Raw genomic sequence first — 14,001 nt, forward strand, 5'->3', positions numbered from 1 at the left:
CGAGGCCTACAGCGGCGTGACGTACGCCCCCGAGATACCGCCGTCCACCAGGAAGTCGGTGGCGTTGACGAACGAGGAGTCGTCGCTGGCGAGGAAGGCGACCGCGGCGGCGATCTCCTCGGCCTCGGCGAACCGGCCGAGCGGGATGTGCACCAGACGGCGCGCGGCCCGCTCGGGGTCCTTGGCGAACAGCTCCTGGAGCAGGGGGGTGTTCACCGGGCCGGGGCACAGGGCGTTCACCCGGATGCCCTCCCGCGCGAACTGCACGCCCAGTTCACGGGACATGGCGAGCACGCCGCCCTTGGAGGCGGTGTAGGAGATCTGGGAGGTGGCCGCGCCCATCCTGGCCACGAAGGACGCCGTGTTGATGATCGAGCCCCGGCCCTGGCGCCGCATGTAGGGCAGCGCGGCCTTGCAGCACAGGTAGACGGAGGTGAGGTTGACCTCCTGGACGCGCTTCCAGGCCTCCAGACCGGTCTCCAGGATGGAGTCGTCGTCGGGCGGGGAGATCCCGGCGTTGTTGAACGCGATGTCGACGCTGCCGTAGGTGTCGTACGCCGTCCTGAACAGCGCCTCGACCTGCTCGGGGTCGGTGACGTCGACCTTCACGAACAGCCCGCCGACCTCTTCGGCGGCCGCCTTGCCGCGGGCCTCGTCGACGTCGCCGCAGACGACGTGGGCGCCCTCGGAGGCGAGCCGGCGGGCGGTGGCGAGTCCGATGCCGCTGCCGGCTCCGGTGACGACGGCGGTACGGCCGGCCAGGCGGCGGCAGACGGTCTCTTCGGTCGATGAGGTCACTGTGCGGGGCCCTCCGTGCTGATGAAGACGTTCTTGGTCTCGGTGAAGGCGGTCAGGGCGTCCGGTCCCAGCTCGCGTCCGAGGCCGGACTGCTTGAAGCCGCCGAACGGGGTCCAGTAGCGGACGCTGGAGTGGGAGTTGACGGACAGGTTGCCGGCCCGGACGGCCCCGGCGACGCGCAGGGCGCGGCCGATGTCCCGGGTCCACAGGGAGCCGGACAGTCCATAGGGGGTGTCGTTGGCGAGGCGGATCGCGTCCTCCTCGTCGGTGAACGGCAGCAGGACGGCGACGGGGCCGAAGATCTCCTCGCGGGCGGCCCGGGAGTCGGGGCGCTCGCCGGTGAGGACGGTCGGCGGGAACCAGAAGCCGGGCCCGTCGGGTGCGGTGCCGCGCAGGGCGGGGGCGTCGTCGGGGACGTAACCGCGGACCCGGTCGAGCTGGCGCCGGGAGATCAGCGGGCCCATCTGGGTCTTCTCGTCGGCCGGGTCGCCCACGACGACGGCGGCGAGGGCGTCCGCGAGGAGCTGGTGGACCTCGTCGTGGACGGACCGCTGGACGAGGATGCGGGTGCGGGCACAGCAGTCCTGGCCGGAGTTGTCGAGGAAGGAGAAGGGGTCGACGGCGGCCTTGAGGTCGGCGTCGGCGAAGACGATGTTGGGGCTCTTGCCGCCGAGTTCGAGGGTGACCCGCTTGAGCAGGGCCGAACCCTTCGCCAGCACCTGTCGGCCCACGGCTGTCGACCCGGTGAAGACGATCTTCGCGACGCCCGGGTGCTCGACGAGGGCGTCGCCCGCGACGGGGCCGTGGCCGGGCAGCACCTGGAACAGCCCCTCGGGGAGCCCTGCCTGAAGGGCCAGTTCGGCGAGGCGCAGTGCGGTCAGCGGGGTCGTCTCGGCGGGTTTGAGGAGCACGGCGTTGCCGGCCGCGAGGGCGGGGGCGGTCCCCCAGGCGGCGATCGGCATGGGGAAGTTCCAGGGCGCGATCACGCCGACCACGCCGAGCGGTTCGAGGATCGTCACGTCCAGGCCGCCCGCCACCGGGATCTGCCGGCCGGTCAGCCGCTCCACTCCCCCGGCCGCGTACTCCAGCAGGTCCCGGACGTTGCCCGCCTCCCAGCGGGCGTTGCCGAGGGTGTGCCCGGCCTCGCGGACCTCCAGCAGGGCGAGTTCCTCGATGTGCGCGTCGACGACGGCGGCGTAGCGGCGCAGCAGCCGGGCGCGGTCGCCGGGGGCGAGCGCGGCCCACGCCGACTGCGCCTTCGTCGCGCGTACGACGGCACGGTCCACGTCGGCGGCGTCGGCGGCGGGCACGGTCGCCACGACCTCTTCGGTGGCCGGGTTCAGTACCTGGAGCTGGTCGGACACGTCGGTGCCTCACATGCGTTCGAAGGAGCGGCGCAGCTCCCAGTCGGTGACCGCGGCGTCGAAGGCCTCCAGCTCGACGCGGGCCATGTTGCGGTAGTGCGCGACGACCTCGTCGCCGAAGGCGGCCCGTGCGACGGGGCTGTTCTCCCAGAGGTCGGCGGCCTCGCGCAGGGTGGTGGGGACGTGGTCGTAGCCGGCGGTGTAGGCGTTGCCCGCGCAGGGCTCGGGCAGTTCCAGCTTGTGCTCGACCCCGTACAGCCCGGCCGCGACCAGTCCGGCGACGGCGAGGTGCGGGTTGACGTCACCGCCCGGCAGCCGGTTCTCGAAGCGCAGGGAGCGGCCGTGGCCGACGACCCGCAGGGCGCAGGTGCGGTTGTCGTGGCCCCAGGCGACGGCGGTGGGGGCGAAGGAACCGGGCTGGAAGCGCTTGTAGGAGTTGATGTTGGGGGCGTAGAGGAGGGAGAAGTCGCGCAGGGCGGCGAGCTGTCCGGCGAGGAAGTGGCGCATGACGTCGGACATGCCGTCGGGGCCGGCCATCACATTGGCTCCGTCGGCGTCCGTCAGCGAGAGGTGGATGTGGCAGGAGTTGCCCTCGCGTTCGTCGTACTTCGCCATGAAGGTGATCGACACGCCCTCCTGCGCGGCGATCTCCTTGGCGCCGGTCTTGTAGATCGCGTGCTGGTCGCAGGTGACGAGGGCCTCGGCGTAGCGGAAGGCGATCTCGTGCTGGCCGGGGTTGCACTCGCCCTTGGCCGACTCCACGGTGAGCCCGGCGCCCGCCATGTCGTTGCGCAGCCGGCGCAGCAGGGGTTCGACGCGGCCGGTGCCGAGGATGGAGTAGTCGACGTTGTACTGGTTGGCCGGGGTCAGGCCGCGGTAGTTCGCGTCCCAGGCCTGCTCGTAGGTGTCCTTGAAGACGATGAACTCCAGCTCGGTGCCGACCTGGGCGGTCCAGCCGTGTTCGGCGAGCCGCTCCAGCTGGCGGCGCAGGATCTGGCGGGGCGCGGCGGCGACCGGGGTGCCGTCCTCCCAGGCGAGGTCGGCGATCAGCAGGGCCGTGCCGGGGTGCCAGGGGACGCGGCGCAGGGTGGCGAGGTCGGGGTGGAAGGCGAAGTCGCCGTAACCGCGCTCCCAGGACGACATGGCGTAGCCGTCGACGGTGTTCATGTCGGTGTCCACGGCGAGGAGGTAGTTGCAGCCCTCGGTGCCGTGGTGGAGGACCTCGTCGAGGAAGAAGCGCGCCGCGAACCGCTTGCCCTGGAGGCGACCCTGCATGTCGGGGAACGCGAGGACGACGGTGTCGATCTCACCGGCGGCGACGAGGGCGTGCAGCTCCTCGACCCCGAGCGGCGCTGTGCGGTCTGCCACGGGAAAGCCTCCTCAAGGCCTCTTCGGTCAGCCGGGAGCCATAAGGTATTGCCGAGAACCATTGCTTGGGAAGGGGGCGCGTCGAGATGCGGGAACGGGCACCGGAAGCGGGGGCGGCGGCACAGGAGGCCGGTGCGGCGGGCGCCGACTGCGCGCACGCGGGCCTGCCGGACCGGCTCACGCCCGTGCTGCGCCCCGTCCGGGCGGGCAACGGTTTCGAGGAGGCCCTGGAGCAGATCCTCCAGGTGGTCCGGCTCGGCCTGGTGCCCACGGGCGGCCGGCTGCCGGCGGAGCGGGAGCTCGCCGAGCGGCTCGGGATCAGCCGGGTGACGCTGCGCGAGGTGCTCAAGGTGCTCCAGGAGCAGGGGCTGGTGGAGTCGCGGCGGGGGCGGTACGGAGGAACGTTCGTGCTGCCGCGCGCACAGAGCCCCGGCGAGGACGAGCTGCGCCGCCGGGTCACCGGCGTCGACGTCGAGGACGTGCTGCGCTTCCGGGAGGTCCTGGAGGTGGGCGCGGCCGGGCTGTGCGCGGCGCACGGGCTGACGGACGGGCAGGGCGGGCGGCTGCGCGAGGCGCTGGCCCGCACGCAGGACGCGCCGCTGACCGACTACCGGCGGGCCGACACCCTGCTGCACCTCACCCTGGCCGAGCTGTCCGGCTCGGCCACGCTCACCGCCCAGTACGCGGCCGTACGGGCCACGGTGAACGACCTCCTCGACTGCATCCCGCTGCTGGTGCGCAACCTGGAGCACTCCCAGCGCCAGCACACCGCGCTGGTGGAGGCGGTCCTCGACGGGGACGCCGACGGGGCGCGGGAGATCATGCGGGAGCACTGCGCGGGGACGGCGGCGCTGCTGCGGGGTTTCCTGACCTGACGGCGCCGGGATAAAGGTATGCGGACAGTCCATTGAGGTGCGGGAGGGCAGATGGCGGACAGGCCGCTCATCGGGATCAGCACGTACTGGGAGTCCAGTGCGCGCTGGGGCGTGTGGGACCTGCCGGCGGCGCTGGTGCCGGCCGGGTATCCCCGGCTGGTCCAGCGGGCGGGCGGGCTCGCCACGATGCTGCCCCCGGACGCGCCGGAGCATGCGGCCGAGGCCGTCGCCCGGCTCGACGGGCTGGTGATCGCGGGCGGCCCTGACGTCGACCCGGCCCGCTACGGCGCCGAGCGCGACCCGCGTACGGGCCCGCCCGCGCATGCCCGCGACACCTGGGAACTGGCCCTGATCGGCGCCGCGTTGGCCTCCGGCACTCCCCTGCTGGGCGTCTGCCGCGGCATGCAGCTGCTGAACGTCGCCCTCGGCGGCACCCTCGTCCAGCACCTCGACGGCCACACCGAGGCGCTCGGCGTGTTCGGCCTGCACCCGGTCAAGCCGGTCCCCGGCACGCGGTACGCAGCGATCGTCGCCGAGGAGAGCGCCGTACCGACGTACCACCACCAGGCGCTGGACCGTCTCGGCACCGGTCTGGTGCCCTCGGCGCACGCGGCAGACGGCACGGTGGAGGCGGTCGAACTGCCGGGGCCGCACTGGGTGCTGGGGGTGCAGTGGCACCCGGAGATGGGCGAGGACCCGCGGGTGATCCGGGCCCTGGTCACAGCGGCAGCCGCGTCCTGAGCCACTCCAGCGCGGCCTCGCCCTGCGCCCGCTGGAAGGGGCGCAGGGCGGGGATGCCGGGCGGCGCCGGCAGCAGGGAGTGCCGCAGGAAGTAGCCCGCGAGGGCCGCGAGCGCGGCGGTGACCGCGTCCGGGTCGGCGTCCGCGCCCAGCTCGTGCCGGGTGAACACCTCCTGCGGGTCCGGGCCTCCTTGCGCGCGCACGCAGGGCAGCATGACGAGCAGGTCGAACCAGGGCGCGGCCCGCACGACGTGCGGCCAGTCGACGAAGACGACCCGGCCGTCCCCGGTCAGCAGCATGTTGTCCGCCCGCAGATCGCCGTGGGCGAGCGTGTCACCGGCGACGGCCTCCGCCCAGGGCTCCGCCAGCCCGGCCAGCCGGTCGAGGCGGCCCGCGGTCCAGGCACCCAGCCGGCCGGCCACCTCGCCCTCGGCGCCGTCGCGCAGCTCGCGCCAGCCGCCGAAGTTCCGGACGAGCGCCTCACCGGCGGGCCGGGCGTCCAGCGGCGCCGGGGTGAGGGCGCGGGCGAGCAGGGCCACGGCGTCCAGCACCCCGCGCAGCTCCGCCTCCCGCCAGGGCACGTGCGGCTGCCGCCCGCACACGTCCTCGAAGACCAGCGCGACCCAGGTGCCGTCGTCGTACGTCCCCAGCAGCCGGGGCGCGGGCACCTCCGGCGGGAGCGCCGCCGCGTTGCGGGCCTCGGCGCGGTGCAGCCCCGGACTGTGCGGGTTGCTCACGGAACTGACGGCCTTCACGAAGGCACGCCGGCCGGCCGCGGTCCGCACCCGCGCGGCCACACCCGGCGAGAACCCGCCGACCTGCGTCTCGGCCCACACGACCGGCCCCCCGAGCGTCCCGGCGACGGCCTCCCTGACCTCACCGGGCAGCACTCCCCACGGCAGCCGGGTGCCTGCGGCGGGCGGGGCGGAAAGAGTCATGGACCCCATGGTGCCGAGGGCGAGCGGGACAGGGCCAGGGAATTGCGGGCGCGGGCCTCGCCGTCCCTACCCCCTCGTCAGTGACAGCAGGTCCCGGGCCGGGCCCGTCGGGCGGTGGCCTGTGGGCCAGACCGCGCGCAGGGAGCGTTTCAGGGTGACGCCGTCGAGGGGAACGCGGACGAGGCGGCGCATGGCGAGTTCCTCGCCGACGGCGAGTTCGGACAGGACGGCGGGGCCCGCGCCGCCGACCGCGGCCGCCTTGACGGCGGTGGTGGAGGACAGCTCGATCAGCGGGCGGGCGAGGCCGCCCAGCGCCGCGTCGAGGACCTGCCGGGTGCCGGAACCCTTCTCGCGCAGGATCAGGGGGGTGGCGGCGAGTTCGTCCGCCGCGAGGGGCCGTCGGCGGCGGGCCCAGGGGTGACCGGGAGCGGTGACGACGATCAGGTGGTCGTGGGCTATCACCGTCGCGTCCAGGCCCGCCGGGACCGTCAGGCCTTCGACGAACCCCACGTCCGCCTCGTCCGCGAGCAGCCGTTCGGCGACCGCGGCGGAGTTGCCCGCGAGCAGGGACACGGCGGTGTCGGGCCGCTGGGCGCGCAGCGCGAGCAGCCAGCCCGGGAGGAGGTACTCGGCGATGGTCATGCTGGCGGCGACCCGCAGCCGGGAGTCGCGCCGGTCCCGCAGCGCCTGCGCGCCCGCGTCGAAGGCCTCCGCCGCCTCCACGACCCGGCGCGCCCAGTCGGTCACCAGCGCGCCCGCGTCCGTGAGCCGGGAGCCGCGCGGTGAACGGTCGACCAGGGCCACGCCCAGCTGGCGTTCCATGGAGCGGATGCGGCTGCTCGCGGCGGGCTGGGTGATGCCGACCTCGCGGGCCGCCGCGCCCAGGCTGCCGAGCCGGGCGACCGCCAGCAGCAGCTCCAGCGCCCCCAGATCCGGCACCCGGTGCGCGAGCGATCCGCCGCCCGGCCGTGTGTCCCCGTCCCGCCCATCCATGCTGCTCATAACCCCACCTTATGCCCTCATAGAGACATAGTCCCTGGTGGTGGCCCCGCAGCCGGGAGACCGTGGGGGTCATGGTCACCGCCGCCCAGCCGCTCGCCACCCCACCAGCACCGCCCGCCCGGCCCGCCGTCCCCCGCTGCCGCGCCGCCGCGGTCCGTCACCTCGGCCCCAACTGGTACGCCACCGTGATGGGCACCGCGATCGTGGCCACCGCCGGCGCGGCGCTGCCGGCCCGCGTCCCCGGTCTGCGCCCGCTGTGCGCGGCCGTGTGGGCGCTGTCCCTCGGCATGCTGCTGGTGCTGCTCGCGGGCCGTGCCCTGCACTGGCGCCACCACCGTGACCAGGCCCGCGCGCACCTGCTGGACCCGGCGACGGCTCCGTTCTACGGCTGTGTGGCGATGGCCCTGCTGTCGGTCGGTGCCGGCGCGATGACGGCCGGGCGGGACTGGATCGGACCGCGGGCGGCGCCGGCGCTGGACGCCGTGCTGTTCACCGCCGGTACGGCCACCGCGCTGGCCGCGGCCGTGGCCGTCCCGTACCTGATGGCCGTACGGCACCGGGTGACGCCGGAGCAGGCCACGCCCGTGTGGCTGCTGCCGCTGGTCGCGCCCATGGTGTCGGCGGCGCAGGGGCCGCTGCTGGTGCCGCATCTGCCGCCGGGGCAGGCCCGTGCCACGCTGCTGCTCGGCTGCTTCGCGCTGTTCGGGCTGAGCCTGCTGGGCATCCTCGTCATGCTGCCGCTGGTGTTCGCGCGCCTGATCACCCGCGGCCCGCTGCCGCTCGCGCTCACCCCGACGCTGTTCCTGGTGCTCGGGCCGCTGGGCCAGTCCACCACCGCCGCGGGCAACTTCGCCGACGTGGCGCCCGGGGTGATGCCCGCCCCCTACGCCGACGGGTTCGGCATCCTCGCCGTGCTGCACGGCGTGCCGGTGATGGGCTTCGCGCTGCTGTGGCTGGGGCTCGCCACGGTGCACGTGGTGCGGGCCCGGCGGCACGGCATGGGCTTCGCGATGACCTGGTGGGCCTTCACCTTCCCGGTGGGCACCTGCGTCACCGGCACGGCGTCCCTCGCCCGGCACACGGGGCTGCTCGCCTACGACGCCCTGTCGGTCGCCCTGTACGCCGTGCTGCTGACCGCCGTCACGGTCGCGGCCTTCGGGACCGTACGGGGCCTGGTCAGCGGAGCGCTGCTCGCAGGGCCGCGCCCAGCACCCGCGGTGCCTCGGCCAGCGACGGCCCGTACCAGGTGAGGTACCGGCCGTCGACGAGCGCGCAGGGCAGCCCGGGGAACGCCTCGGGGCCGTCGTCGGCGGTGAAGCGGTAGGGCTCGTCGGGCAGGACGACGAGATCGGGCGCGGCAGCCGTCAGCTCCTCCAGCGGGACGCGCGGGTAGCGCTCGGGGTGTCCGGCGTACAGGTGGTCGACGCCCAGGCGGGCGAGCACGTCGCCGGCGAAGGTGTCCCGGCCCAGCACCATCCAGGGCCGCCGCCAGACCGGCACCACGGCGGTCGTACGACGGGACAGTCCGGGCGGCGCCGCCCACGCGGCCTCCGCCTCGTCCAGCCAGCGCGGCCGGGCCGCGGCCCCGCAGGCCCGCAGCACGCGCTCCAGTTCGGCGAACGCCTGCGGCACGTCCCGCACCTCGGTCACCAGCACCTCCGGGCCCGCGGCGCGCAGGGCGTCGAGGTCGGGGGCGCGGTTCTCCTCCTCGTTGGCGATCACCAGGTCGGGCGCGAGCGCCAGGATCCGCTCGATCCCCGGGTTCTTGGTGCCGCCGATCCGGGCGACCTCCAGGCCCGCCGGACGCACGCACCAGTCGGTGGCGCCGGCCAGCACGCCGGGCAGCGTCACGGCGACGGCCTCGGTCAGCGAGGGCACCAGGGAGACGACCCGCACTACCTCTGCCGGTCCTCGAAGGCGTCGATGTGCTCGGCGACGGCGACCACGAGCACCCGGGTCTCCGGCACGGTGGCGCGCCAGCGGTGGCGGACCCCGCCGGTCAGGTAGAGGGTGTCGCCGCGGCCCAGACGGTAGGCGCGGCCCTCCGCCTCGATCTCGACACCGCCGTCGGCGACGTACAGCAACTGGTCGTTGCGGTACTGGAACTCACGGCCCGCCTCATGCCCGCCGGTGAACTCCGAGGCGTGCATCTGGTGGTGCCCGCGCACCAGGGAACGCATCTGCGGCTCCGGCCCCGGCTCGGGCTCCAGGGCGCGCACCACGTCGACGCTGCACGCCGGGTCGGCCGCGGCGAGTAGCTCGACGGCGGTGGTGCGCAGGGCGTCGGCGACCTTCTCCAGGGAGCTGGTGCTGGGCCGCGCCCGGTCGTTCTCGATCTGGCTCAGGAAGGGTACCGACAGGCCGCTGCGCTCGGCCACGACGGCGAGGGTGAGCTCCAGCGCACGGCGGCGGCGCCGCACGGCCGCGCCCACGCGCAGTGGCTGCTCTTTGTGGTCGCCCATCGCTCCGGCTCCCTCCTTCGCTCGTCGGTCGGGTCGCGGGTGCACGGGTTGTGCTGAGTTCTCTGCACCCTACGCATGTTCGGCAAACCGTTTCAGGCGGCCGTCACATCGACGACACATTGTCTGAGGTCCGACCCCACACTTCACGCCAGTCGACGCACTCGTCCCGGGTTCAATGCGCTGCCGTCCCGATGTGTTCCCGGGTGCCCGAGAGAGCGCTGTGTCGAACTCCGGGCCGCCCGGCAGCCGTTCACAGGCCCGGGCGTGGCTCTTTGTGGTTGGCCGGATCCATACGGTGGCCGTGAGGGGTGGAAAGGAGGGGCGGGCCGCCGTACGCAGGGGAAGACGTACGGGGACCCGCCCCTCGATCGGGCCGGCCGGGTCCGTCAGGTCACCCGGCCGCCCGGCTCTCGTCCCCGGAGACCGGCGCCCACCGGTCGACCAGTCCGGGGTTGTCCTTCAGCCAGTCGCGCACGGCCTGCTGCTCATGGCCCTTGCCGGCCTTCTGGATGCGCGACTCCAGGGCGGTGAGCTGCCGCTCGGTCATCGAGAAGTCCTTCAGCCAGCGGCCGACCTCGGGGTTGTCGGCGGCGAAGCCGTCGCGGGCCAGGGTGTGCACGCCGTCGCCCGCGCCCCAGGCGCCCTTGGGGTCCTTCAGCTTCTTCAGGTCGTAGTCGCTGTACGCCCAGTGCGGCGACCACAGCGTGACGACGACCGGCTGCTTCTTGGCGTACGCCCGCTTCAGCTGGGCCAGCATCGCCGGGGTGGAGCCGTCGACGACGTCGTAGGAGCCGTCGAGGCCGTACTCGCCCAGCACCTTGTCCTTGAGCAGGCCCATCATCCCGGCGCTGGGCTCGATGCCGACGATCTTGCCGTCGAAGTCGGCGGCGTGCTCCTCGAGGTCGGCAAGGGTGTCGACGTCCTTCATGTACGACGGGACGGCCAGCTCCAGGGAGGTGGGGCCGTACCACTTGCCGAGGTCGTCGAGGTGCTCGCCGTACTTCTTCCAGTACTCGGCGTGGGTGACCGGCAGCCAGGAGTCGGTCTGGAAGTCGATCTGGCCGGTGGCGAGGCCGGTGTAGAGCGGGCCGGCGGCGTACTGGGTGGTGGTGACCTCGAAGCCGCGGCGCTCCAGGAGTTCCTTCCACAGGTAGGTGGAGGCGATGCCCTCGTCCCAGGGGATGTAGCCGATCTTCACCTCGCGGCCCTCGCCGATGTCCGCGGCGGACGCCTCGGCGGTGCCGGCGTTCGACCCGAAGACGTTCAGGCCGCCCGCCACCAGGGCGAGCACGACCGCGCCGATCACGGCGACGGCCGGGCGCGGCCGGTACGTCAGCGGTGTCCGGCGGGCCTTCGCGGCGGCCCGGCGGCCCAGCGGTGACAGCTGCGTGCCGAGCGCGCCGGTGACGCGGTCCAGGTAGATGGCGAGGACCACGATGCCGAGGCCCGCCTCGAAGCCGAGGCCGATGTCCAGCTGTCCGATGGCCTCGTTGACGGCGCCGCCGAGGCCGCCGGTGCCGACCATGCCGGCGATGACGACCATCGACAGACCCAGCATGATCACCTGGTTGACGCCCGCCATGATGGTCGGCAGGGCGAGCGGCAGCTGGACCCGCAGCAGCGTGTCGCGCGGGGTGGTGCCGAAGGCCTCGGCGGCCTCGACGAGTTCCGCGTCGACCTGGCGGATGCCGAGCTCGGTCATCCGCACGCCCGGCGCGAGCGCGAAGATCAGGGTGGCGACGACACCGGCGGGCACGCCCATGCCGAAGAACAGGATCGCCGGGATCAGCAGCACCATCGACGGCATCGTCTGCAGCAGGTCCAGGACGGGCCGCAGGGCCGCGCCGACGGCCTTGGAGCGGGCCGCCCAGACGCCCAGCGGGAGCGAGACCAGCAGGGCGATCAGGGTCGCGACCAGCACCAGGGACAGCGTCGACATCGCCTGCTCCCACAGGTCGAGCGAGTCGATCAGCGCGAACCCGGCGAAGGACAGCACACCGGCGGCCAGGCCCCGCAGCCACCAGGCGAGCACCGCGAGGATGCCCGCCAGCAGCAGCGGCTGGGGTGCGGTCAGGACGGCGTCGAGGCCGTCGTACATGCCCTCCACGACCGTCTTGACGGCGTCGAAGAACCACGAGAGGTGCGTGACGAGCCAGTCGACACCGGAGTCGACCCAGTCGCCGAGCCGAAGCCTAGGCACGGGCGGCCACCTTCCCGTCCGGGTTGTCGCAGGGCACGGCATCGGCGCTCTCGTCGCCGAGGAAGGCGAGCAGCCGCTGCCGCGGCACCACGCCGACGACGTGGTTCGCCTCGTCCACGACCGACACGCGGTGCGACAGCCGGGCGCTGATCGCGCACAGCTGCGCGAACGGCGTCTCGCGGGTGGCCGTCTCGCAGCCGCACACCGGGGCGTCGCCGGTGACGGAGGTGTCCATCAGCGCGCCCGCGGTCAGCACCCGGGAGCGGTCGACGTCCTGGATGAAGGAGGCGACGTAGTCGTTCGCCGGGCGCAGCAGGATGTCCTCGGCGGTGCCGTTCTGCACGATGCGGCCGTCGCGCATGACGGCGATGCGGTCGCCCAGGCGCATGGCCTCGTTGAGGTCGTGGGTGATGAAGACGATGGTCTTCCTCAGGGTGCGCTGCAGCGTGAGCAGCTGGTCCTGCATGTCACGGCGGATCAGCGGGTCCAGCGCGCTGAAGGACTCGTCCATCAGCAGCAGGTCCGCGTCGGTGGCCAGCGCGCGGGCCAGGCCCACCCGCTGCTGCATGCCGCCGGAGAGCTCGTCGGGCCAGGACTTCTCCCAGCCGGCGAGACCGCACAGGCCGAGGGCCTCGGCGGCACGCCTCTCGCGCTCCGCGCGGGGTACGCCCTGCACGGCCAGGCCGTAGGCGGCGTTGTCGAGGACGCTGCGGTGCGGGAACAGCGCGAAGTGCTGGAAGACCATGCTGATCTTCTTCGAGCGGACCTCGCGCAGCTCGCGCGCGCCGAGCGCGGTCAGGTCCTGTCCGTCGACGCGGACGTGCCCGGCGGTCGGCTCCAGCAGGCCGTTCAGCATCCGCAGCAGGGTCGACTTGCCGGAGCCGGACAGGCCCATGACGACGAAGATCCGGCCCTCGTCCACCGTGAAGGAGGCGTCGATCACGGCGGCGGTGGTGCCGTCGGCGCGCAGTTCCTCCCGGTCGGCTCCCTGGCGGAGCCGCTCGACTGCCTCGTCCGGTCGTCTGCCGAACACCTTGTACAGATGATCGGCTTCTAGCCTGGCTGACACGCGAACCTCTTGTCTCGGGGGCAATGGAAAGGGAGCGACCGGCCGCGTGAGGGGGGGCCCGCGGCCTACGTCGCTCCGGGGCGGCCCCTGCCCGGAGCCGCGGGGGGCAAACGCACGAGTGGGACAGCTCACCGGGGACGCGCAGGACGCAACACGTTGCGGCGGGCCCCGGTCCGCGGGTCGCTGTCAGTGGCGTGCGGCATGATGCGAGACGTGACCGGACGACTGATGCTCCTCGACACCGCCTCGCTCTACTTCCGCGCCTACTTCGGCGTCCCGGAGTCCGTGAAGGCCCCGGACGGCACACCGGTGAACGCCGTGCGCGGGCTGCTGGAGTTCATCGACCGCCTGGTGCGCGACCACCGCCCGGACGAGCTGGTGGCCTGCATGGACGCCGACTGGCGGCCGCAGTGGCGGGTCGACCTGATCCCGTCGTACAAGGCGCACCGCGTCGCCGAGGAGCACGAGGTGGGGCCGGACGAGGAGGAGGTGCCGGACACCCTGACGCCGCAGGTGCCGGTGATCGAGAAGGTCCTGGACGCGATCGGCATCGCCCGGGTGGGGGTCTCGGGCTACGAGGCGGACGACGTGATCGGCACGTTCACCGCGCGCGCCGGCGGCCCGGTCGACATCGTCACCGGCGACCGCGACCTCTACCAGCTGGTCGACGACGCCCGCGGGGTGCGGGTGCTGTATCCGCTCAAGGGCGTCGGCATGCTCCAGCTCACCGACGAGGCGGTCCTGCGCGAGAAGTACGGCGTCGACGGCCCCGGGTACGCCGATCTGGCCCTGCTGCGCGGCGACCCGAGCGACGGACTGCCGGGTGTGCCCGGCATCGGGGAGAAGACGGCCGCGAAGCTGCTGGCCGAGTTCGGCGACCTGGCCGGGATCATGGCCGCGGTGGACGACCCCCGGGCCAGGCTGACGCCCTCGCAGCGCAAGCGGCTCGTCGAGGCGCGGCCCTATCTCGCCGTCGCCCCGAAGGTGGTCCGGGTCGCGGACGACGTCCCGCTGCCCGACGTGGACACGGCCCTGCCGCGCACCCCGCGCGACCCGGCGGCGGTGGCGGACCTCGGGGCGCGCTGGGGGCTCGGCAGCTCCCTGCACCGGCTGCTGATGACCTTGGGCGGGTGAGCGCCTCCGCTGCTCATGTGGGCACTCGTTCCCCGCACATGTGGTGAGGGT

At 73.7% G+C, this 14,001-nt stretch carries 13 protein-coding genes; 4 read left to right on the forward strand and 9 right to left on the reverse strand.

Annotated features, from left to right (window positions below; genetic code table 11):
* Positions 1-6: 6 nt before the first annotated feature.
* The 3 genes from ACIGXJ_RS23520 to ACIGXJ_RS23530 are packed head-to-tail and all read right to left on the reverse strand — an operon-like array spanning position 7 to position 3,530.
* Entirely contained in the window at positions 7-798 is a 792-nt protein-coding gene (locus ACIGXJ_RS23520; RefSeq protein WP_399648621.1) for a 3-oxoacyl-ACP reductase, read from the reverse strand.
* Positions 795-2,162 (reverse strand): aldehyde dehydrogenase family protein, encoded by a 1,368-nt coding sequence (locus tag ACIGXJ_RS23525; protein ID WP_399648623.1) that lies wholly within the window; start codon positions 2,160-2,162, stop codon positions 795-797. Before ACIGXJ_RS23525 ends, ACIGXJ_RS23520 begins: the two co-directional genes overlap by 4 nt.
* A gap of 9 nt (positions 2,163-2,171) precedes the next feature.
* Positions 2,172-3,530, reverse strand: a complete 1,359-nt coding sequence (locus tag ACIGXJ_RS23530; RefSeq protein ID WP_399648626.1) for a glutamine synthetase family protein — start codon at positions 3,528-3,530, stop codon at positions 2,172-2,174.
* A gap of 86 nt (positions 3,531-3,616) precedes the next feature.
* Between ACIGXJ_RS23530 and ACIGXJ_RS23535 the strand changes: the two genes are divergently transcribed.
* Together ACIGXJ_RS23535 and ACIGXJ_RS23540 are read left to right on the forward strand one after the other, a co-directional pair.
* Entirely contained in the window at positions 3,617-4,405 is a 789-nt protein-coding gene (locus ACIGXJ_RS23535) for a FadR/GntR family transcriptional regulator (RefSeq protein ID WP_399648629.1), read from the forward strand.
* Between the two features lie 51 nt (positions 4,406-4,456).
* Entirely contained in the window at positions 4,457-5,146 is a 690-nt protein-coding gene (locus ACIGXJ_RS23540) for a gamma-glutamyl-gamma-aminobutyrate hydrolase family protein (RefSeq protein ID WP_399648631.1), read from the forward strand.
* On the opposite strand, the gene ACIGXJ_RS23545 is transcribed toward ACIGXJ_RS23540, so the two are convergent.
* Together ACIGXJ_RS23545 and ACIGXJ_RS23550 are read right to left on the reverse strand one after the other, a co-directional pair.
* The gene (locus tag ACIGXJ_RS23545) at positions 5,124-6,083 is read right to left on the reverse strand and encodes an aminoglycoside phosphotransferase family protein (protein ID WP_399648634.1); all 960 of its coding nucleotides are present in this window, start codon (positions 6,081-6,083) and stop codon (positions 5,124-5,126) included. The two genes, ACIGXJ_RS23540 and ACIGXJ_RS23545, sit on opposite strands and share 23 nt — an antisense overlap.
* A 66-nt stretch (positions 6,084-6,149) precedes the next feature.
* On the reverse strand, positions 6,150-7,085 hold the full coding sequence (locus tag ACIGXJ_RS23550; RefSeq protein WP_399648636.1) for a LysR family transcriptional regulator: 936 nt from the start codon (positions 7,083-7,085) through the stop codon (positions 6,150-6,152).
* Positions 7,086-7,156: 71 nt separating this feature from the next.
* Here ACIGXJ_RS23550 and ACIGXJ_RS23555 point away from each other — a divergent pair, with 71 nt between their 5' ends.
* Positions 7,157-8,335: a TDT family transporter gene (locus ACIGXJ_RS23555; protein ID WP_399648639.1), complete on the forward strand. Its 1,179-nt coding sequence runs from the start codon at positions 7,157-7,159 to the stop codon at positions 8,333-8,335.
* Here the strand turns inward: ACIGXJ_RS23555 and ACIGXJ_RS23560 are convergent.
* The 4 genes from ACIGXJ_RS23560 to ACIGXJ_RS23575 all read right to left on the reverse strand — a co-directional run bounded on the left by ACIGXJ_RS23560 (position 8,262) and on the right by ACIGXJ_RS23575 (position 12,816).
* Positions 8,262-8,981, reverse strand: coding sequence for a helical backbone metal receptor (locus ACIGXJ_RS23560; RefSeq protein ID WP_399648641.1), 720 nt, complete (start codon positions 8,979-8,981; stop codon positions 8,262-8,264). The two genes, ACIGXJ_RS23555 and ACIGXJ_RS23560, sit on opposite strands and share 74 nt — an antisense overlap.
* Positions 8,981-9,547, reverse strand: a complete 567-nt coding sequence (locus tag ACIGXJ_RS23565) for a helix-turn-helix domain-containing protein (RefSeq protein WP_399648644.1) — start codon at positions 9,545-9,547, stop codon at positions 8,981-8,983. Before ACIGXJ_RS23565 ends, ACIGXJ_RS23560 begins: the two co-directional genes overlap by 1 nt.
* Positions 9,548-9,938: 391 nt before the next feature.
* The gene (locus ACIGXJ_RS23570) at positions 9,939-11,747 is read right to left on the reverse strand and encodes an ABC transporter permease/substrate binding protein (protein ID WP_399648648.1); all 1,809 of its coding nucleotides are present in this window, start codon (positions 11,745-11,747) and stop codon (positions 9,939-9,941) included.
* Positions 11,740-12,816, reverse strand: coding sequence for a glycine betaine/L-proline ABC transporter ATP-binding protein (locus ACIGXJ_RS23575; protein WP_399648651.1), 1,077 nt, complete (start codon positions 12,814-12,816; stop codon positions 11,740-11,742). Before ACIGXJ_RS23575 ends, ACIGXJ_RS23570 begins: the two co-directional genes overlap by 8 nt.
* Before the next feature lie 204 nt (positions 12,817-13,020).
* On the opposite strand from ACIGXJ_RS23575, the gene ACIGXJ_RS23580 reads away from it, so the two are divergent.
* Positions 13,021-13,950 carry a 5'-3' exonuclease H3TH domain-containing protein gene (locus tag ACIGXJ_RS23580; protein WP_399649103.1) on the forward strand — a complete coding sequence of 310 codons (930 nt, stop codon included), beginning with the start codon at positions 13,021-13,023 and terminating at the stop codon, positions 13,948-13,950.
* The last annotated feature ends 51 nt before the right edge of the window (positions 13,951-14,001 follow it).

This window comes from Streptomyces sp. NPDC053367 (assembly GCF_044545925.1).
Classification (GTDB): Bacteria; Actinomycetota; Actinomycetes; order Streptomycetales; family Streptomycetaceae; genus Streptomyces.

Excerpts from the sequence above, each read along its gene's own strand:
- ACIGXJ_RS23535 (WP_399648629.1), top strand. The coding sequence starts at position 3,617 with ATGCGGGAACGGGCACCGGAAGCGGGGGCGGCGGCACAGGAGGCCGGT.
- ACIGXJ_RS23540 (WP_399648631.1), top strand. The coding sequence starts at position 4,457 with ATGGCGGACAGGCCGCTCATCGGGATCAGCACGTACTGGGAGTCCAGT.
- ACIGXJ_RS23545 (WP_399648634.1), bottom strand. The coding sequence starts at position 6,083 with ATGACTCTTTCCGCCCCGCCCGCCGCAGGCACCCGGCTGCCGTGGGGA.
- ACIGXJ_RS23550 (WP_399648636.1), bottom strand. The coding sequence starts at position 7,085 with ATGAGCAGCATGGATGGGCGGGACGGGGACACACGGCCGGGCGGCGGA.
- ACIGXJ_RS23555 (WP_399648639.1), top strand. The coding sequence starts at position 7,157 with ATGGTCACCGCCGCCCAGCCGCTCGCCACCCCACCAGCACCGCCCGCC.
- ACIGXJ_RS23565 (WP_399648644.1), bottom strand. The coding sequence starts at position 9,547 with ATGGGCGACCACAAAGAGCAGCCACTGCGCGTGGGCGCGGCCGTGCGG.
- ACIGXJ_RS23580 (WP_399649103.1), top strand. The coding sequence starts at position 13,021 with ATGCGAGACGTGACCGGACGACTGATGCTCCTCGACACCGCCTCGCTC.